The organism is Ornithinimicrobium pratense, assembly GCF_008843165.1.
Lineage (GTDB): Bacteria > Actinomycetota > Actinomycetes > Actinomycetales > Dermatophilaceae > Ornithinicoccus > Ornithinicoccus pratensis.
This window is the reverse complement of sequence record NZ_CP044427.1, coordinates 428,903-445,938: the sequence shown is the minus strand read 5'-3', so window position 1 is coordinate 445,938 and position 17,036 is coordinate 428,903. Positions and strand designations below refer to the sequence as shown.

Sequence of the window (17,036 nt, the reverse complement as noted above, 5' to 3'; positions counted from 1 at the left end):
CGCTCAGCCCTTCTTGCGGCGGGGCACGTGGATCGTGCGCCGCAGGTCATCGGGCCGCATCCGGCGTGCGGGGTCGGCGTTGAGCAGCAGTGTCTCGAAGGGGATGTTGGTGTGCGGGTGCACGCCCACCGGCTCGCTGCGGGAGAACACCACCCAGTAGGGCCGTCCCGTGTGGAAGACCTGCTGCACCGCGCCCTCGATCACGCTGTCGGCGTGGGCCAGCGCGAGCTTGCGGGGGTTGGTGCGCACTCGGGCCTGTCGGTCCTGGATCAGCCGCTGCGCCGGGTCCCGCTGCCGCATGATCTGCTCGACGACGGTCGGACCGTACCTCTGCGCCAGGGCGTACACGACCGGGCCGTACTTGATCGCCAGCGTGGCGAGGTTGACCTTGCGGGGCACCGATCCTCCTGCGGGGTGTCTGCGGCGAACGTCGACGTGGGCATGTGCATGTCTCCGCTGCACCACGGTAGGCGATGTGGCGGGTCACCGTCCCACGGCATACCCCTGCATCCCCCGGGGGTTGGCCGCCGCGCTGAGCAGGCCGGTCCCCGGGTCGCGGGCCACCGCGCTGAGCCGGCCCAGGCTCCACGGGCCAGCATCGAGCACGTCATGGCCTCGGGCACGCAGAGCCTCCAGAACGTCCTGGCCCAGTCGCGACTCGGCCACCATGACGCCGGGCTCGCTGGCGCGCGGGTGGAAGCTGCTGGGGAAGCTGGTGGTGTGAAAAGAGGCCGCGTCGATCGCCTCCTGCAAGCTCAGGCCACCGACCAGGTGATGCAGCAGGAAGACACTCTGCCACTGGTCCTGCTGGTCGCCGCCCGGCGTGCCGCAGGCCAGGACGGGTATGCCGTCCCGCAGCACGAGCGTGGGGGCCAGGGTGGTGCGGGGCCGACGCCCGGGCACCAGGGAGCTGGCCAAGCCCTGCTCCAGCCACATCATCTGCAAGCGGCTGCCCAGCGCCAGGCCCAGCTCGGGCACGAACGGGCTGGACTGCAGCCAGCCCCCGCTGGGCGTGGCTGAGACGAGCATCCCCCACTGGTCGACGACGTCGACGTGGCAGGTGTCTCCCCGGGTGGCGCCGTCGCGGCGCACCGTCGGCTCCCCGGTAGTGGCGTCGGCTGCGCCGGCCCCGTCGGTCAGCAGGGCCTGCGCGGCGATCCTCGGCTCCCGCCCGCCCGGCGACCCGGGACGGAGCTCGCGAGAGGCCTGCTCGCCGATGAGCCCGGCCCGTTGGCGCAGGTAGCTCCGGTCGGTGAGCGCCGCGACCCCGACCGGATCCTCCAGGCTGTCGCCCAGCCAGGCCTCCCGGTCGGCCATCGCCAGCTTCCAAGCCTCGACCAGGGTGTGCACGCCTTCGACCGAGGAGGGGTCGGCCACGGCCGGCGCGGGGACCCGGACCCGTGTGCTGTCACCTGCGCCGTCAGCGGCCCCGGTGAGGTCGCCGGCAAGCTCCTCGACCATGCCCAACACCTGCAGCAGGCCCGGCCCCTGCCCCCAGACGTCGGTCTTGGCGATCGTGTGACCGGCGAAGTCCAACGTGGCGGCCGGCTCCCAGGTCGGCTCGAAGCCGGCAACGTCCTCGGCGGTCAGCACGCCTGGCAGCACGGGCCCGTCGCCGTGCCGGAAAGCCCGACGGGAGAAGACCTCCAGCGCCTCGGCTACGAAACCGTGGGACCAGGCGCGGCGGACGGCGTCGATCCCCTGCTCGCGGCTCCTGCCGTCCCGCACGGCCCCGTCCTCGGCGGCGAGCAGCCGCTCAAGAGTGTCGGCCCAGGCGGTGTTGCGCACGAGCGTGCCGGGGGGCGGGGCGGACCCGTCGACCAGCCATTGGTCGGCGGAGGTGGTCCAGTCCTCGGCGAAGAGGTCGCGCACCCGGTCGATCGTGGCGCTGGCCTGCGCCAGGAGCGGGTGACCCCGCCGGGCGTAGTGCAGGGCGGGCTCCAGCACGGTGCGCGCGCTCAGCGTGCCGCGGTCGCGCAACAACACCAGCCAGGCCTGCACGGCACCCGGGACCGCGGTCGCGAGCGGGCCGCTGCCGGGGACCCGGTCAAGCCCGACCGAGGCGAAGTGCTCGGGGGTGGCCCCGGCTGGGGCAGGGCCCTGACCGCAGAGCACCCGGGGCTCCGGGTCGTCGGCGGAGGCGACGATGATCGGCGCGTCACCGCCGGGGCCGTTGAGGTGCGGCTCGACGACCTGGAGCACGAAGCCAGCAGCCACAGCGCCGTCCGCGGCGTTGCCGCCGAGCTCGAGCATCCGCATCCCGGCCTGGGAGGCCAGCCAGTGCGTGCTGGAGACCATCCCCACGGTGCCGGTCAGGGTGGGTCGGGTAGTGAAGGTCATGGGCTCAACCCAGGGTGGCCAGCACGGGCACCAGGATCAGTGCGGCTAGGGCCAGCAGGACGACGACGCGGCGGGTATTGGCGCTCAACTAGTTCACCTTTTCGGGGACGGGCTCGTTGACGTCGCGCTCCAGGAAGAGCGGGCGTCGCCAGCTGCGGCGGATCCGCAACCGGATGTGGTCGTGGCGCATCAGGTAGATGATGACAAGGATGGCCGTGGCCCCGCACATCCCGGTCGCGATGAGCACGGTCCAGCGGGCCCCGAACTGGTCACCAATCCACCCGAGGAAGGGTGCACCCAGCGGCGTGCCGCCCATGAAGACCACCATGTAGAGCGCCATCACCCGGCCCCGCACGTGCTGATCGGTGGACAGCTGCACCATCGCGTTGGCGCTGACCATGACGGTGAGCGCGAACAGTCCCGTCGGGATGAGCAGCACCGTGTAGACCGTGAAGGTGGGCGCGAACGCCAGGGCCAGGGTGGTCAACGAGAAGAGCGCTAGCGAGCCGAGCAGCAGCCGCCACCGGGGGCGGTCCCGGCGAGCCGCCAGGAGGGCGCCAGCCAGCGAGCCGATAGCCATCACCGACCCGGTCACCCCGAAGTCCTGCACACCCTTGCCGAACACCTCGGTGGACATCAGGGCGTTGAACAGTTGGAAGTTCATGCCGAAAGTGCCGTGCATGAAGGCGATGACCATGACGAGCATGATGTCGGGACGACCCCGGACGTAGGCGATGCCCTCCCGGACCCGTCCTCGCGTCGCGGGCCGCGGTCGGGAGGTCAGCTCGGCCGGGTTCATCGCCAGCAGTGCCACGATCACGGCCACGAAGGTCAGGGCGTTGATGAGCAGCGTGGGGCCGGTGCCGAAGGCGGCGATGAGCAGACCCGCGACGCCGGGGCCGATCAGGCGTCCGGAGTGGAAGGACGCGGAGTTGAGGCCGACCGCGTTGGTCAGCTGGCCCCGGGGCACGATCTCGGAGACGAAGGCCTGGCGCGCCGGGGCGTCGAAAGCGGCGGCTGTGCCGGAGAGGAAGGCCAGCAGGAACATGTGCCACAGCTGCATGTGTCCGCTGAGCACAGCCACGCCCATGACGACGGCGAAGAAAGCCATGAACGACTGGGAGACCAGCATCACTTTCCGCTTGGGGAAGGTGTCGCTCATCGCGCCGGCAATGGGGGTGAAGAGCAGGATCGGCAGGAACTGCAGACCGGTGACGATCCCCAGCGCCTGGGCCGAGTTGTCGGTGAGCTCGGTGAGCACCACCCAGTCCTGGGCGACTCGCCCCATCCAGGTGCCGGTGTTGGAGACGATCGCACCGGTGGCGTAGATGCGGTAGTTGCGCACCGAGAGCGCGGAGAACATCGCGCTCACCGGCGCACCAGCTCCTCAAGCAGGTCGGTGGCGCGGCGCAGCAGGTCGCGGTCGGCCTCGGCGAGCCCCTCCAGCCGGGCGGTCATCCAGGCGTCCCGGTGGGCACGCTCGCGCTCCACGGTGGCCCGCCCCTCCTCGGTGAGGGAGAGCCGGACGAGCCGGCCGTCGTCGGGATCGGCGGAGCGCTCGACATACCCCTGCTCAACCAGTCGACCGACCGCCTTGCTCATGCTCGGCGGGCTGACCTGCTCGATGTCTGCCAGCTCCCCCAGGGTCCGCGGCTCGGGCAGGAGCCGGACCAGCACACTGAAGTGGTGCGGCGCGATGGTGTTGTCGGCGTCGAAGCGCACACGGCGCGCGACGCGCATGCAGGCGATGCGCAGGTCGTGCGCCAGCTCGGCCGTCTCCCGGTGGGGCATCAGCCCTCCCTTCCGCTCCCGTGTCCGCCGACCGGCGGGCACAACTCCTTAGCCTAACTCATTACCCAGGCTAACGATCCGCCACCAGATCGCTCGTTAAGGTGGACCCATGAGCACGCCGAGACCGTCGACGGGCAGCGGGGTCCGGCCCCCCGAGGTCACCCTGCGCACGATCACCCTCGTCGGCTGGGGGCTCCTCGCCTGGGCGGTGGTGCTGGCCGTGCTGCTGCTCGCGCCGTCCCTCCGGGCCGGGGAACGCTCGTGGTGGGTCTGGGTGCCCGTCGCCGGGATGGCGCTGGGCGCGCTCGGCTACGGCTACCTGCGCCGTGGGAAGGGCAACGCCTCGGAGGCGTGAGCAGCCGGCCGTCGGGCACGCCTCGCCCAGCACCCGGCGGGTGCGTGAGCCTCAGCGCTCGACGTAGATGACGTCGTTGTCGTCGTCCAGCACGGGCGGCTCCGTCCGCTCCGCCGGCGCCTTCTCGACGTCGACCTCGCTGTGCGCGCCACAACCAAAGGAGAGGGCCACCACGCTGCCGTCGGCCGGGGACCACTCGTTGGCGCACACGCCGAAGACCGATCGCAGAGCGCCGGACATCGGCACGAAGAAACCACAGGTAGAGCATGGCCTGGGCGCCTTGCGCGCTAGCTCGCTCTCCGGTCCGCGCTCGGCGATCCACCGGGTGGCCGCCGCGTCCCGACCTTCCGCGGAGAGGACGCGCTCGCGGCCCAGACCCAGCTCCCACAGCGCCATCTGGTCAACGTCTTCTTCGCCAGTGGCCTCGAAACCGGCCTCCAGGCGGGGGTCGTCCGCAACGAAGGGCGTCTGGTCGCCGGGACCGACGTCACCGGGGGCGAGCCGCTCGGCGTAGGGCACCCACTCCGGGGACAGCAGTGCCTCCTCCCCGGGCAGCAGGTGCGCCTCGCTGACGGTCGCCTTCCGGGCCCGCGGGGGCCGTGCGAGGGTGACCGCCCACCGCCAGCCGGGGTAGGCCGTCGCGGTGCAGGCGAAGGAGTGGGTCACCACGCGCTCGCCCTCCACCACGGCACCGAGGTGGTCGCCGACCGTGCCGGGTTCGGCAATCTCCTCCGCGGCCGCGCGGGCGACCTCGACCGCGGCGGTCAGCACGGCATCGGTCCTGGCTGCTGGCATGTGCCCTACTTTCCGGCCTCAAACTGGTCGGCGACGCCCCGCAGCGCCTTGGCGATCGCGCCCCCGTGCTGAGGATAGTGGCCCCGCCGCAGGCCAGTGGACGCCTGGTCGAGCAGCGTGATGAGGTCCTCGACCACGACCACCATCTCCTCGGCAGGCTTGCGGTCGCGCAGCGTCATCCCGCGGGAGACCGACGGCGCGGGCTCAAGGAGCCGAACGTGCAGGGCCTGGTCCCCGCGCTTGCCAGCGACGATGTCGAACTCCACTCGGGTGCCGCGCTGCAGGGTGGTCGTCCCGGCGGGCAGCGCGGAGCGCGGGACGAAGACGTCGTCCCCCTCGTCGCTGGACAGGAAGCCGAAGCCCTTGTCCTCGTCGTAGAACCTGACCTTGCCGGTGGGCACGGTGCACCTCGTGATCGTCGGGTGGTGGGAACAGCGGAGGCCACCCAGGATATAGCGCTGGGAGCAGCCGGGCGAATGCGTTCGCCCGGGACCGTGGGCCACGAGGGGCTGGTCGCGCTCTCCTTCTGCCCCGAGTGCCTGGTGGCGCAGACGCACGAGACCCAACACCTGCTCGCCGCAAGCGCCTGGCGCGCCGTGAGCAGGTGTCGGGTCGGGCGCGGGCAGCTGCTCAGACCGAGACGTTCGGCTGCCGGTCCGGATCGAAGTGGTAAGCCGACTCGCTGTGCTCGGAGCGGTCGACGCCCAGAGCTTCGTCCTCGGGGCTGACTCGGAAGCCGATCGTCCGGGCGATGGCCAGCCCGATCAGGGCGGTCAGCACACCGGTGAAGGCCAGGGTGAACACCGTCGCCGCCAGCTGCGCGACGAGCTGACCGACGCCGCCGCCGTAGAACAGGCCGCCCCCCTCGCCGTCGACCGGCAGGGCGAGGAAGCCCAGTGCGACGGTGCCGATGACGCCGGCGACCAGGTGGACACCCACCACGTCGAGGGCGTCGTCATACCCGAACCTGTACTTCCAGCCCACGGCCAGGCAGGAACCGATGCCGGCGAGCAGGCCGATGGCCAGCGCCCCGAGCGGGGAGACATCGGCGCACGCCGGGGTGATCGCGACCAGACCGGCAACGACGCCGGAGGCGGCGCCGACTGAAGTGGGGCGGCCGTCGCGGAGCCGCTCGACCAACAGCCAAGACAGCATCGCCGCGGCCGGGGCGGCCAGGGTGTTGACCCAGATCAGGCCGGCCTCCTCGGCCGAGCCAGCAGCGCCGCCGTTGAACCCGAACCAGCCGAACCAGAGCATCGCGGTGCCGACCATCACCAGGGGGACGTTGTGCGGACGGTGGTAGCCCTTGGCCAGCCCGAAGTCGGCCCGGCTGCCGATGATGTAGACGAGCACCAGCGCAGCCAGGCCGGCGTTGATGTGCACCACGGTGCCGCCGGCGAAGTCGATGGCCTCGCCGAAGATCCGGCCGACCGCCCCGTCCGCCGAAAGCAGACCACCACCCCAGACCATGAAGGCCAGCGGGCAGTAGACGAGGGTGGCCCAGACCGCGACGAAGAGGGTCCAGGGCCCGAACCGGGTCCGGTCCGCGACGGCCCCGGAGATCAACGCCACGGTGATGATTGCGAAGGTGGCGCCGTAACCGATCCCGATCAGGTCGGCGCTGCCGACATGGCCGCTCAGTCCGAGATCGTCGAGCGGGTTGCCGACCAACCCGCCGAGCAGGGACGGGCCGGACGTCATGCCGTAGCCCCACAGCACCCAGACGACGCCGACGACGCCGACGGAGACGAAGCTCATCATGATCATGTTCAGGGCGGCCTTGGCCCGCGCCAGGCCTCCGTAGAAGAACGCCAGGCCCGGCGTCATCAGCAGCACCAGTGCCGCTGCGACGATGACCCAGACGTCACCTGCAGTGAGTTCCATCCGACTACCTCCTGGGGTGCGAAACGTTGCGTGTCTGCAGTCAAGAGCGCTGGTGTTTCGGCAGACGACGCGTTGATGTTTCGGCTCGGTTGCGTCGGTTTCGGCGAGGTAAACTCTGCGCCGGGGCAGGTCTACAGCAGGGCGTAGGTCCGGGCCAGCCGCTGCCGCCACCAGGTGACCCGCTCGGCGGGTGCGGCGTGAGCGGCGAGCAGTGCCGGGTCGACCGCGCACCGCGCCGCGTCCGCCCGGACTGTGGTGAGGGATCCGGCGCGGGGCATGAGCGGCTCCCCGACGACATCGTCCGCCAGCAGGGCCGCGGTCCCCAGGCCGCAGTCGTGGTCCAGCTCCGGCAACGCAGCCGCGAGCCGGACCCCGCCCGCGATCCCCACCGAGGTGTCCAACGCTGAGGACACGACCGCCGGCAGCCCGGCCTCGGCCACGATCTCCAAGGCGCGGCGCACCCCCCCGAGAGGTGCCACCTTCACCACGACCAGATCGGCGGCGCCCTCCCGCGCGACCCGCAGCGGGTCCTCGGCCCGCCGGATCGACTCATCGGCGGCGATCGGCAGGTCTACGCTGGCGCGGGCCAGGGCCAGGCGCAGTACCACCAGCTCCTCGACGGTGGCGCAGGGCTGCTCGGCGTACTCCAGCCCGACCGACGCCAGGACGCTCAGCGCCTCGCGCGCCTCATCCACCGACCAGGCACCGTTGGCGTCGACACGGATGCGGCCGTCCGCGCCGAGCACCCGCCGCACCTCGATGACCCGCTCCAGGTCGTCGCCTAGCGTCTGGCCCCGCTCGGCGACCTTGACCTTGACGGTCCGGCAGCGGTCATAGCGGCCCAGGACACCTTCGACCTGCCCCGCGGGGACGGCGGGGACCGTCGCGTTCACACCCACCTGGCCCCGCACCGGCTCCGGCAGCTCGCCCCAGCCCAGCTCCACGGCGGCGGCGAGCCAGCGGGCGGCGTCGCGATCGGCATACTCCTGGAACGGCGCCCACTCCGCCCAGCCGTGCGGCCCCCGCAGCAGCACCGCCTCGCGCACGTCCACACCACGAAAGCGCACCCGCATCGGCAGCGCCACCACGTGGGCGTCCGCGAGCAGGTCTGGCAGGTCCGGCAGGTCGGTGGGCGCGGTCAGGTCGGGCACGGGGCCAGGGTATGCGGCGCGACGGCGGCGGGTCGCGGACATCACCCGTCCGCGACCGGGCCGGCATCAGGTGCACGCGTGGCCCGACCGGGGCACGCTGGGGCCATGGCACTGAAGTGGTACACGATCGTCGTCGACTGCCGGGACCCCCAGGCCCAGGCCAGTTGGTGGGCAGAGGCACTGGACTGGGAGATCGTCTACGACACCCCGGACGAGGCCGTGGCGGTCCCCCGACACGCCCTGGAGGGCGAGGAGAGGGCTCCCGATCTGGACACCTGGATACGCCGGGGTCAGGGGCTGGTCTTCGTGCCCGTCCCCGAGGGCAAGCAGGTGAAGAACCGGTTGCACATCGACCTGGCGCCGCACGTCTCGCAGGACCGCGACGCGGAGATCCAGCGGTTGTTGGACTTGGGTGCGACCAGGATCGACGTCGGGCAGGACGAGGCGGAGGTCACGTGGACGGTACTGGCCGACCCGGAGGGGAATGAGTTCTGCGTGCTGTCCAGCCGCGACCAGTGAAGGCTGCGCGGGCCAGCAACGCCGCCGCGGCGAGGGCTGCCAGCTGGCCAGCCTGCATGGTCAGGCCGGCGAGCAGCACTGCGAGCACCAGGCCCGCGGCGGCATAGGCCAGCCACCGGGACTGCGCGGTCACCCGGCTGACGATGATCAGCACGAGGGCGGCCACCAGGAAGACCCGGGCCACCGAGGACGCGCCGCTCTGTGCGGGCGCACCCGTGAAGAAACCGGGGGCGACGTAGGAAAAGCTGCAGGACATGGTGCCGTCGAAGCTCGGGTAGCAGAAGGACGGCGTCATCCAGCCCGGGACGTAGGTGAGCGACGACGTCGTCCACGGCAACCCGAGGGAGAGCATGACCAGCAGGCCCGCCGTGAGCACCACCGGCTGACCGCGCACCAGCCGCGAGACCACCTCAGACCCTGCGGTCGGGGCTGAGCAGCACCCCGGCGACCGCGCAGGCCGTGCCCAGGGTGACCAGGAAGGCCATGTTGGTGCTGATCATCGGCAGCATGAGCAGGGTCCAGAAGAGGAGCAGCCCGCCGGCGCCAACCGCACCGATCGTCCACCCCGCCCCCGAGGCGGCCGACCGGGGCAGGAGAGCCGCGATCTGGGCCAAGGCCATCAGGGTCGCGAACCCGGCCCAGGTCCAGGTGTCGCTCCACAGGCCGCCGCCCCGGTCGTCCAGGTCAAGAGAGATGCCCAGCACGACCAGGATCAGCGCCAGGACGTGCAGCACGATGCGCACCACGTCCCGGGTGCTGGTGGTGGTGGTCGCGGCAGGGCCGGCAGTCCCAGGCGGCCGGGGCGCCTGCTGCTGTGGCTGTGGCTGTGGCTGTGGGGCACCTTCGGTCGCCTGGCCCTGGTGGGCCTGCTTCTCATGGCGGCCCTGCTGCCCCGGATGTTCCTCCGGGCTGCGTCCAGTCGAAGTGCTCACCGTGTCCCCTTGATCGCGTGTGCTCGCCAGGCAGCCTAGCCCCGGGGGCCTTGGCAGGGCCACCCCTCGCCCTAACCGCGCGTCGCACCGCCCGTCGGCAGCACCTAGTCTGTCCGCGTGACCGAGACCCAGACCGGCGCTCACCCCTTCGACCCCAGCCAGTGGCAGGAGGTCGAGGGCTTCGAGCAGCTCACCGACATCACCTACCACCGGCACGTGGAGCTCGGCTGCGTGCGGATCGCCTTCGACCGCCCCGAGGTGCGCAACGCCTTCCGGCCGCACACGGTCGACGAGCTCCACCGCACGCTGGACCACGCCCGGATGAGCCCGGACGTGGGGGTCGTGCTGCTCACCGGCAACGGCCCCTCACCCAGGGACGGCGGCTGGGCCTTCTGCTCCGGCGGGGACCAGCGGATCCGGGGGCGCAGCGGCTACCAGTACGCCAGCGAGGGCACCGACGACGTCACCGCCTCCGGCATCGACGAGGCGCGGGTCAAGGCCGAGGGTGGCCGGCTGCACATCCTGGAGGTCCAGCGGCTGATCCGCACGATGCCCAAGGTCGTCATCGCCGTCGTGGGCGGCTGGGCCGCCGGCGGTGGACACTCGCTGCACGTGATCTGTGACCTGACGATCGCCTCCCGTCAGCACGCGCGGTTCAAGCAGACCGACGCCGACGTAGGCAGCTTCGACGGCGGCTACGGCTCGGCCTACCTGGCCAAGATGGTGGGCCAGAAGTTCGCCCGCGAGATCTTCTTCCTGGGCCGGGCCTACGACGCCGAGGCCATGCACCGGATGGGTGCGGTGAACATCGTCGTCGACCACGCCGAGCTGGAGGCCGAGGCGGTGCAGGTGGCCCAGGAGATTCTGGGCAAGTCGCCGACCGCGCAGCGGATGCTGAAGTTCGCCTTCAACCTCACCGACGACGGGATGGTGGGCCAGCAGGTCTTTGCCGGGGAGGCGACGCGGCTGGCCTACATGACCGACGAGGCGGTGGAGGGCAAGGAGGCCTTCCTGGAGAAGCGGGAGCCGGACTGGTCGCCGTTCCCGTGGTACTTCTGACCGGGCCACCCCAGGGTGTCTGTGACGGCGCAACACCTCATACCCCGTGTCACACTGAGGCCTACGCAGGCCGCCATCCGAACGGGGAGAGACCACCGATGCGACGCACTCTGACCGCCGTGGTCGCCAGCGCGGCGCTACTCCTGACCGCCTGCGACGGCGACACCGCAGCCGACGACGCGACCGCTGGGGGCACCGCCACCACCGATGGGGTGGCCCCGACCACCCACACACCCCCGCCCGAGGACCAGGAGGCCACCACGGCCCCCGTGGACGACGCCGCCGCCACCGCGCCCGTGGACAACGCCGCCGTCACCGACGAGGCTCCCGCCACGCAAGCACCCGGCGACGACGCGGTCATGGGCGGTGAGGAGGGCCAGGCGGCTGCTGAGCGCGCCAAGGAGTTCCTCATGGCGCTGGTCACCGCCGACCCCACAGCCTGCGACCTGCTCCTCTCCTTCAGCGACCCCGAGCGGCCGATGACCGCCGTCCCCTCAGACCTGGAGCTGTGCCAGACCCAGCTGCCCGCCACCATGGAGGCGACCGTGGAGGCGCAGGGCCTGGGCGAGGACGGCATCGCGGTGCTGGAGTCCATGCAGATCCGGGGCGCTGACGTCCAGGGCGACACCGCGGTCGTCGGACGCGAGAACTACTCTCCGCTGTTCGCCGAGGCCATGGGCGACTCGACGATCACCCTCAAGCGCATCACCGACGAGTGGTACGTCGACCTCGACGCCTACCTGACCACCGAGTAGCCCCGGCCGGACAAGCGTGACCGACCTGCACGTGCCCGAGGGGGCGACCTGGGCGGACCTGTCCCCGCGGCTGCGGCGCATCCTGCTGGAGCAGCCGGGGGAGGCTGTGGTGGTCGCGACCTCGGGGTCCTCTGGCGTCCCGAAGCGGGTCCGGCTCAGCGGGGCGGCGCTGCGGGCCAGCGGCGAGGCGACGGCTACCTTCCTCGGCGGCGACGGCCGGTGGCTGCTCGCCCTGCCCAGCCACCATGTGGCCGGCCTGCAGGTGCTCGCCCGCTCCGTCCTGGCCGGCACCCACCCGGTGGCCCTCTTCCCCGGTATGCCGTTCACCGCCGCCACCTTCGCCGCGGCGGTCGACGAACTCACCGGGGACGGCCAAGGCCCCCACTACGTCTCGCTGGTGCCGACCCAGCTGCACCGGCTCCTGATGGACGAGGCAGGCGTCCGGGCGGCGGCGAGCCTGGACGCGATCCTGCTGGGCGGCGCTGCGGCCGATCGCGGCCTGCTGGCCCGCGCCCGGGACGCGGGCGCGCGGGTGGTAACCACCTACGGGATGAGCGAGACCTGCGGAGGCTGCGTCTACGACGGCCGGCCGCTGGCAGGGCTGCAGGTCCGGCTCGAGGAGGGGCGGGTCCACCTGTCCGGGCCGATGCTGGCAGACGGCTATGTCGACCCCCAGGGTGACCTCGACGGGCAGCTGACGACAGAGCGATTCGTCGAGGTGGACGGCGCGCGCTGGTTCCGCACCGACGACCGCGGCGAGATGGATGTCGACGGACGGCTGCGCATCCTGGGCCGCGTGGACGACGTCATCATCACCGGCGGGCACAAGGTGGAACCGCGGGAGGTCGAGGTCGCCCTGCGCGCCCTCCCCCTGGTCGACGACGCGGTCGTGGTCGGCCTGCCCGACCCCGAGTGGGGGCAGGTCGTGGCGGCCTTCATCGTCTCCGGAGCGCCGTCGGGTGACCTCATCGAGCGGCCCGACGCCTGGCGCGAGGCGCTCCGCCGCTCGCTCCCGCCCCACGCCCTGCCCGACCACGCCCTGCCTCGACGAGTCGTGGTGCGCGACGCCATACCCCTCCTGCCGTCCGGAAAGCCTGACCTGCCCCGCGTCAGAGGCCTGCTGTCCGCACCCGACCGGTGAGCGGCTGGCCGGACGGGGACACGGGCCGCCGGCGGTCACCTGGGCCCGGCCCAGCGCGGCGGCCACGGGGGCGGGAGGCCGTCCCGATCGTGGATCCAGCCCCTCGCGGTGGCAGAATGGTCCTTCACCCGCCCGACCTGGAAGGGGGCACCTCGTGATCCGCGTGCTGGCCGCCGTGGCGCTGCTGGTCTTCACCGTCTACTGCGTCGTCGACGCGGTGCAGTCGGAGGACGAGAAGGTGCGCGGGCTGCCCAAGATCCTGTGGATCGTGCTCGTGCTGTTCTTCCCGCTCGTCGGGGGGATCGCCTGGCTCATCGCCGGGCGACCCACAAGCATCCTCGATGTCCTCTTCGGCGGTCGCGGCCAGGACGGTCCCAGGGGTCCCCTCGGACCGGACGACGATCCCGACTTCCTGAGAGGCCTCTGACTACGCCCCATGGCTACCCTCGCCCAGTGGATCGGGGGGGCGCGTCCACGCACGCTCCCCGCAGCCGTCGCCCCCGTGATGGTCGGCACCGCCGCCGCGCACGCCGCGGGCAACGCCAACCTCGGGCTGGCGGTCCTGGCCCTGCTTGTCGCCCTCGGTTTCCAGGTGGGGGTCAACTACGCCAACGACTACTCCGACGGCATCCGCGGCACCGACGAGGACCGGGTCGGACCGGTGCGGCTGGTCGGTCAGCGGCTGGCGGCCCCGGCCAACGTGAAGACCGCCGCCTTCGCCTGTTTCTTCGCCGCCTCGGTGGCCGGCCTGGCGCTGGTCGCGCTGGCCAACGCGTGGTGGCTGCTGTTGGCCGGGATCGCCGCGCTCTGGGCCGCCTGGCACTACACCGGCGGCAAGAACCCCTACGGCTACCGCGGCCTGGGCGAAGTCATGGTGTTCATCTTCTTCGGGCTTTTCGCCGTCCTGGGCACCACCTGGACCCAGGCTCAGACGATCACCCTCGGTGCCGTCGGCGGCGCCATCGGCTGCGGCGCCCTGGCCTGCGCCATTCTGGTCACCAACAACCTGCGCGACCTGCGGACCGACCGGGCCGCCGACAAGCGCACCCTCGCGGTGCGGCTCGGCTCCCGCCGCACCCGGCTGCTCTATGCCGCGCTGGTCGTCGCCGCCTTCCTCGCGGTCGGCCTGGCCACCATCACCCACCCCACCGCGCTCGTCGGCCTCCTCGCCGCGCCGCTGGCCATCCGCCCGGTGCGCGCCGTCCTCGGCAGGACCTACGGGCGCCGGCTCATCCCGGCTCTGGTCCAGACCGGCGTCCTCCAGCTCGGGTATGCCGTCGCCCTCACCGTAGGTCTGATCCTCGCCTGAGCCTGAGGTCGTGCACAGGTCTTGCGAGGCGAGGTGCGGGACAGGCCGGGCCGCGCGCCGTGAGGGTGGCGGCGGTTGCCGCAGCGCTCAGTCCTCTGCCGTGCGCTCGGAGTCGATCTGCTCGCGCCGCCTGGTGATCTGCTTCTCCACCCGCTGCTCCAGCCCGGCGGCCAGCCGTTCGCGGTCCGGGCGCAGGATGAAGAAGGAGGCCGCCATGGAGGCCACCAGCGCCGCGATCGCCGCCCACAACGGGTCGAGGAAGAGGACGAAGATCGCGAAGAAACCGACGAAGATCAGGAAGCGCATCGCGGTGTAGCGCGCCAGCAGCATCAGGTTGCCACCCCCGAGTAGGAGTGCAGGCCGGTCATCAGCAGGTTGACGACCGTGTAGTTGATGATGATGCAGGCGAAGCCGACGATCGACACCCAGGTGGCCTTACGGGTGGACCAGCTGGAGGTCGCGCGGGCGTGCAGGTAGGCGGCATACACCACCCAGATGACGAACGACCAGGTCTCCTTGGGGTCCCAGCCCCAGTAGCGACCCCAGGCCTGCTCGGCCCAGATCGCCCCGGAGATCACGGTGAACGTCCACAGCGGGAAGGCCAGGACGTGGATGCCGTAGGTCATCCGCTCCAGGGCGGGCGCGGCCGGGAGCGCGGCCAGCCAGCCGCGGACCCTGCCCTGGGTCTCGGCCCGGTCCTTGAGCAGGTAGGCGGAGGCCAAGGCCGCGCCGATGACGAACAGGGCGATGGACAGGCAGGCGATGGTGACGTGGATGACCAGCCACAGGCTCTCCAGGGCCGGCATCAACTGGGAGGCTTCGGTGTACCACCACAACTTCGCCGCGACCAGCATGAGGGTGACCGGCAGGACCACGAAGATCCCCAGCCACAGCCGCGCCCGGCGCAGGCTCCACCCGGAGTAGACCAGGAGCGCGAACGAGGCGGTCACCAGGACGAACTCGTACATATTGCCCAGCGGCGCCCGGGTCACCGAGAGCATCCGCAGGACGGTGCCGGCGACGACGAGCAAGGTGGCGAGCCAGGTCAGCTGGAGGCCGATGACGCCCCAGCGCCGGGCCGTGCCGGTAGACGCGATGTCGGTGGGGGGTGCCAGGGCGGCCCCCGTGGCGGTCGGCTCGGCCGGGGCCAGCTCCTCGACGCGGTCGCCGGGGAAGGTGCTCCCCAACGCACCACCGGGGATGCTGCCGCCGGCGACCGCGGCTCCCACCTTCGCTCGGGTCCGGACGTCGGCCTTACGCTCGGTGGCCGCTCCGGCCAGGGCCAGGTGCACCGAGAAGGCGATCAACGCGAGAGCCAGCACCGCGATCGCGACCCAGATCGCGACATCGCTGGTCATGGCCATGGTGGGATCGGTCATGCCTCGTCCTTGCTGCTCGTGTGTGCTGCCGTCGTATTGCTCTGCTGCGGGTCGACGGCCTGCGCGATCCGCGCCAGCACGTCCTCGACCACGCCGTCCAGACCCGGGTCGGTACCCTTGGGCAGACCGGCGACGCTGACCCCAGTATGCCGATGCCCGTCCGGTTCCGCCGAGCCCGGCTCGACGCGGACGTAGACCCGGCGGCGCCTGACCCCCAACATCAACGCCAGCCCGGCCAGGGTGATCATCGAGATGACCAGCGCCGGCATCCGGCCCGGGTCGTGCCGCACCAGCAACCCGCCCCAGCGGATGATGTCCTCGAACTGCACGACGGTCCCGTCGGGCAGCTCGTAGAACTCCCCCGGCCGCAGGGCGAAGGCGACCGGCTCGGGCTCCGCGTCCTCGGCGGGGAGCATCATCTGGTCCATGTCCTCGGTGTTGATCGAGAAGACGGACTGCGGGCGGCCACCCGGGAAGAGCTCCCCCTCGTAGGCGGTCAGGATGAGGCGTGGGTCGGCCAGCCCGGGGAAGGCGGACCCCATCGTCTCCTCGGTGGCGGTGAAGGTCGGAACGAAGAAGCCGACCAGACCCAGGCCCGGATCGCGACCGGGCACCTTGATCGCGCCTTCACTGAAGTAGTTGTTGTCCTGCGGCAAGAAGGTCACCGCGTCGGAGAAGAGGATCTCTCCCTGCGCGTCGCGAACGGTGACGACCGGGGCATAGCCGTTGCCGAGCAGGAACACCGAGTCGCCGCCGACCGACAGGGGGTGGTTGACAGCGAAGTCCTGCTGGCGCGGTTCCAGGCCCGGCACCTCCACGGTCGCGACCCCCTCGAACCGTCGGGGCTGGCCGAACTGGGCCCCTTCGGCCTGACTCTCGAACTCGACGTTGAGGGTGTCCAGCTGAATGGTGAAGGTGGGGATGTTGCGTTCGTCCACCAGCGGGCCCAGGTTGAGGGTGTCGAAGGTGCCCGCGTCGGCGGTCCAGCTCTCCCCCTCCTTGAGGATGATCTCCCCCGCCAGCCGAACAGGCTGCCGGCGGCCACCGCGACAATGATACCCAGCAGCGCCAGGTGGAAGACGAGGTTGCCGGTCTCCTTCAGGTAGCCCTTCTCCGCCGAGACGGCCAGCGTGTCCTCATCCTCGCTCCTCAACCGGAAGCGCTTGTCCCCCAGCGCCACCCGCGCCGCGGCCACTACCTCGGACGGACTGGCGTCGAGGGTGGCTTGCCGGAGCACCGGCATCCGATCCAACCGGCGTGGCGCCCTGGGGGGTTCGGCCCGTAGCGAGCCCAGGTGCTGGCGCATCCGCGGGATGATGCAGCCGACCAGGCTGACCATCAACAGCAGGTAGATGGCGGCGAACCACGGCGAGGAGTAGACGTCGAAGAGGTAGAGCCGGTCCAGCCACGGCGCCAGCGTCGGGTTGTTCTCGAAAAAGGTGCGCACCCGGACGGGGTCGACGCTGCGCTGGGGCCAGATCGACCCCGGGATCGCGGCCACCGCCAGCAGCAGGAGCAGGGCCAGGGCGGTCCGCATACTGGTCAACTGCCGCCAGCTCCACCGCACCCAGCCGACCACGCCCAGCCGTGGACCGCCCAGCTCCGTGCGGTCCTTGGGATAGTCCG

At 71.5% G+C, this 17,036-nt stretch carries 19 protein-coding genes and 1 pseudogene; 7 read left to right on the top strand and 13 right to left on the bottom strand.

What is annotated here, in order from left to right:
- Positions 1–3: 3 nt before the first annotated feature.
- The 4 genes from FY030_RS02060 to FY030_RS02045 all read right to left on the bottom strand — a co-directional run bounded on the left by FY030_RS02060 (position 4) and on the right by FY030_RS02045 (position 4,131).
- A complete protein-coding gene (locus FY030_RS02060) occupies positions 4–399 on the bottom strand; it encodes a hypothetical protein (protein ID WP_158060069.1) in 396 nt (131 codons plus the stop codon).
- Positions 400–483: 84 nt separating this feature from the next.
- Entirely contained in the window at positions 484–2,340 is a 1,857-nt protein-coding gene (locus FY030_RS02055; protein ID WP_158060068.1) for a gamma-glutamyltransferase family protein, read from the bottom strand.
- 88 nt (positions 2,341–2,428) lie between these two features.
- Positions 2,429–3,703 carry an MFS transporter gene (locus tag FY030_RS02050; protein WP_158062581.1) on the bottom strand — a complete coding sequence of 425 codons (1,275 nt, stop codon included), beginning with the start codon at positions 3,701–3,703 and terminating at the stop codon, positions 2,429–2,431.
- 5 nt (positions 3,704–3,708) lie between these two features.
- Complete coding sequence (locus FY030_RS02045) at positions 3,709–4,131, bottom strand: MarR family winged helix-turn-helix transcriptional regulator (protein WP_158060067.1); 423 nt, start codon at positions 4,129–4,131, stop codon at positions 3,709–3,711.
- A 109-nt stretch (positions 4,132–4,240) separates the two neighbouring features.
- Between FY030_RS02045 and FY030_RS02040 the strand changes: the two genes are divergently transcribed.
- Positions 4,241–4,486, top strand: coding sequence for a DUF2530 domain-containing protein (locus tag FY030_RS02040; protein ID WP_158060066.1), 246 nt, complete (start codon positions 4,241–4,243; stop codon positions 4,484–4,486).
- 51 nt (positions 4,487–4,537) lie between these two features.
- Here FY030_RS02040 and FY030_RS02035 read toward each other — a convergent pair whose 3' ends face one another.
- The 4 genes from FY030_RS02035 to FY030_RS02020 all read right to left on the bottom strand — a co-directional run bounded on the left by FY030_RS02035 (position 4,538) and on the right by FY030_RS02020 (position 8,307).
- Complete coding sequence (locus FY030_RS02035; RefSeq protein WP_158060065.1) at positions 4,538–5,281, bottom strand: DUF3027 domain-containing protein; 744 nt, start codon at positions 5,279–5,281, stop codon at positions 4,538–4,540.
- A 5-nt stretch (positions 5,282–5,286) separates the two neighbouring features.
- Entirely contained in the window at positions 5,287–5,682 is a 396-nt protein-coding gene (locus tag FY030_RS02030; RefSeq protein ID WP_158060064.1) for a cold-shock protein, read from the bottom strand.
- Between the two features lie 229 nt (positions 5,683–5,911).
- The gene (locus FY030_RS02025) at positions 5,912–7,165 is read right to left on the bottom strand and encodes an ammonium transporter (RefSeq protein WP_158060063.1); all 1,254 of its coding nucleotides are present in this window, start codon (positions 7,163–7,165) and stop codon (positions 5,912–5,914) included.
- Positions 7,166–7,296: 131 nt separating this feature from the next.
- Positions 7,297–8,307 (bottom strand): o-succinylbenzoate synthase, encoded by a 1,011-nt coding sequence (locus FY030_RS02020; protein WP_420371891.1) that lies wholly within the window; start codon positions 8,305–8,307, stop codon positions 7,297–7,299.
- Between the two features lie 114 nt (positions 8,308–8,421).
- Here FY030_RS02020 and FY030_RS02015 point away from each other — a divergent pair, with 114 nt between their 5' ends.
- Positions 8,422–8,835: a VOC family protein gene (locus FY030_RS02015; protein ID WP_158060061.1), complete on the top strand. Its 414-nt coding sequence runs from the start codon at positions 8,422–8,424 to the stop codon at positions 8,833–8,835.
- Here the strand turns inward: FY030_RS02015 and FY030_RS02010 are convergent.
- Entirely contained in the window at positions 8,768–9,244 is a 477-nt protein-coding gene (locus FY030_RS02010) for a hypothetical protein (RefSeq protein ID WP_158060060.1), read from the bottom strand. The two genes, FY030_RS02015 and FY030_RS02010, sit on opposite strands and share 68 nt — an antisense overlap.
- A gap of 1 nt (position 9,245) precedes the next feature.
- Positions 9,246–9,767, bottom strand: a complete 522-nt coding sequence (locus FY030_RS02005; RefSeq protein ID WP_158060059.1) for a hypothetical protein — start codon at positions 9,765–9,767, stop codon at positions 9,246–9,248.
- Positions 9,768–9,884: 117 nt separating this feature from the next.
- On the opposite strand from FY030_RS02005, the gene FY030_RS02000 reads away from it, so the two are divergent.
- The 5 genes from FY030_RS02000 to FY030_RS01980 all read left to right on the top strand — a co-directional run bounded on the left by FY030_RS02000 (position 9,885) and on the right by FY030_RS01980 (position 14,031).
- A complete protein-coding gene (locus tag FY030_RS02000) occupies positions 9,885–10,826 on the top strand; it encodes a 1,4-dihydroxy-2-naphthoyl-CoA synthase (RefSeq protein WP_158060058.1) in 942 nt (313 codons plus the stop codon).
- Positions 10,827–10,924: 98 nt separating this feature from the next.
- Positions 10,925–11,581 carry a hypothetical protein gene (locus tag FY030_RS01995; RefSeq protein ID WP_158060057.1) on the top strand — a complete coding sequence of 219 codons (657 nt, stop codon included), beginning with the start codon at positions 10,925–10,927 and terminating at the stop codon, positions 11,579–11,581.
- Between the two features lie 16 nt (positions 11,582–11,597).
- Entirely contained in the window at positions 11,598–12,722 is a 1,125-nt protein-coding gene (locus tag FY030_RS01990; RefSeq protein WP_158060056.1) for an AMP-binding protein, read from the top strand.
- Positions 12,723–12,876: 154 nt separating this feature from the next.
- Positions 12,877–13,149, top strand: coding sequence for a PLD nuclease N-terminal domain-containing protein (locus tag FY030_RS01985; protein ID WP_158060055.1), 273 nt, complete (start codon positions 12,877–12,879; stop codon positions 13,147–13,149).
- A 9-nt stretch (positions 13,150–13,158) separates the two neighbouring features.
- Entirely contained in the window at positions 13,159–14,031 is an 873-nt protein-coding gene (locus FY030_RS01980; RefSeq protein ID WP_158060054.1) for a 1,4-dihydroxy-2-naphthoate polyprenyltransferase, read from the top strand.
- 87 nt (positions 14,032–14,118) lie between these two features.
- Here FY030_RS01980 and FY030_RS01975 read toward each other — a convergent pair whose 3' ends face one another.
- The 3 genes and pseudogenes from FY030_RS01975 to resB all read right to left on the bottom strand — a co-directional run bounded on the left by FY030_RS01975 (position 14,119) and on the right by resB (position 16,947).
- Positions 14,119–14,361, bottom strand: a complete 243-nt coding sequence (locus FY030_RS01975) for a DUF4229 domain-containing protein (protein WP_158060053.1) — start codon at positions 14,359–14,361, stop codon at positions 14,119–14,121.
- Positions 14,361–15,410: a c-type cytochrome biogenesis protein CcsB gene (gene ccsB / locus FY030_RS01970; protein WP_158060052.1), complete on the bottom strand. Its 1,050-nt coding sequence runs from the start codon at positions 15,408–15,410 to the stop codon at positions 14,361–14,363. The genes FY030_RS01975 and ccsB overlap by 1 nt, the downstream gene beginning before the upstream one ends.
- Positions 15,407–16,947 (bottom strand): annotated as a pseudogene (gene resB, locus FY030_RS01965) (cytochrome c biogenesis protein ResB). Before resB ends, ccsB begins: the two are co-directional and overlap by 4 nt.
- Between the last annotated feature and the right edge of the window lie 89 nt (positions 16,948–17,036).

Excerpts from the sequence above, each read along its gene's own strand:
- FY030_RS01980 (WP_158060054.1), top strand. The coding sequence starts at position 13,159 with ATGGCTACCCTCGCCCAGTGGATCGGGGGGGCGCGTCCACGCACGCTC.
- FY030_RS02055 (WP_158060068.1), bottom strand. The coding sequence starts at position 2,340 with ATGACCTTCACTACCCGACCCACCCTGACCGGCACCGTGGGGATGGTC.
- FY030_RS02015 (WP_158060061.1), top strand. The coding sequence starts at position 8,422 with ATGGCACTGAAGTGGTACACGATCGTCGTCGACTGCCGGGACCCCCAG.
- FY030_RS02025 (WP_158060063.1), bottom strand. The coding sequence starts at position 7,165 with ATGGAACTCACTGCAGGTGACGTCTGGGTCATCGTCGCAGCGGCACTG.
- ccsB (WP_158060052.1), bottom strand. The coding sequence starts at position 15,410 with ATGACCGATCCCACCATGGCCATGACCAGCGATGTCGCGATCTGGGTC.
- FY030_RS02045 (WP_158060067.1), bottom strand. The coding sequence starts at position 4,131 with ATGCCCCACCGGGAGACGGCCGAGCTGGCGCACGACCTGCGCATCGCC.
- FY030_RS02035 (WP_158060065.1), bottom strand. The coding sequence starts at position 5,281 with ATGCCAGCAGCCAGGACCGATGCCGTGCTGACCGCCGCGGTCGAGGTC.
- FY030_RS02050 (WP_158062581.1), bottom strand. The coding sequence starts at position 3,703 with ATGTTCTCCGCGCTCTCGGTGCGCAACTACCGCATCTACGCCACCGGT.
- FY030_RS01975 (WP_158060053.1), bottom strand. The coding sequence starts at position 14,361 with ATGCTGCTGGCGCGCTACACCGCGATGCGCTTCCTGATCTTCGTCGGT.
- FY030_RS02040 (WP_158060066.1), top strand. The coding sequence starts at position 4,241 with ATGAGCACGCCGAGACCGTCGACGGGCAGCGGGGTCCGGCCCCCCGAG.
- FY030_RS01995 (WP_158060057.1), top strand. The coding sequence starts at position 10,925 with ATGCGACGCACTCTGACCGCCGTGGTCGCCAGCGCGGCGCTACTCCTG.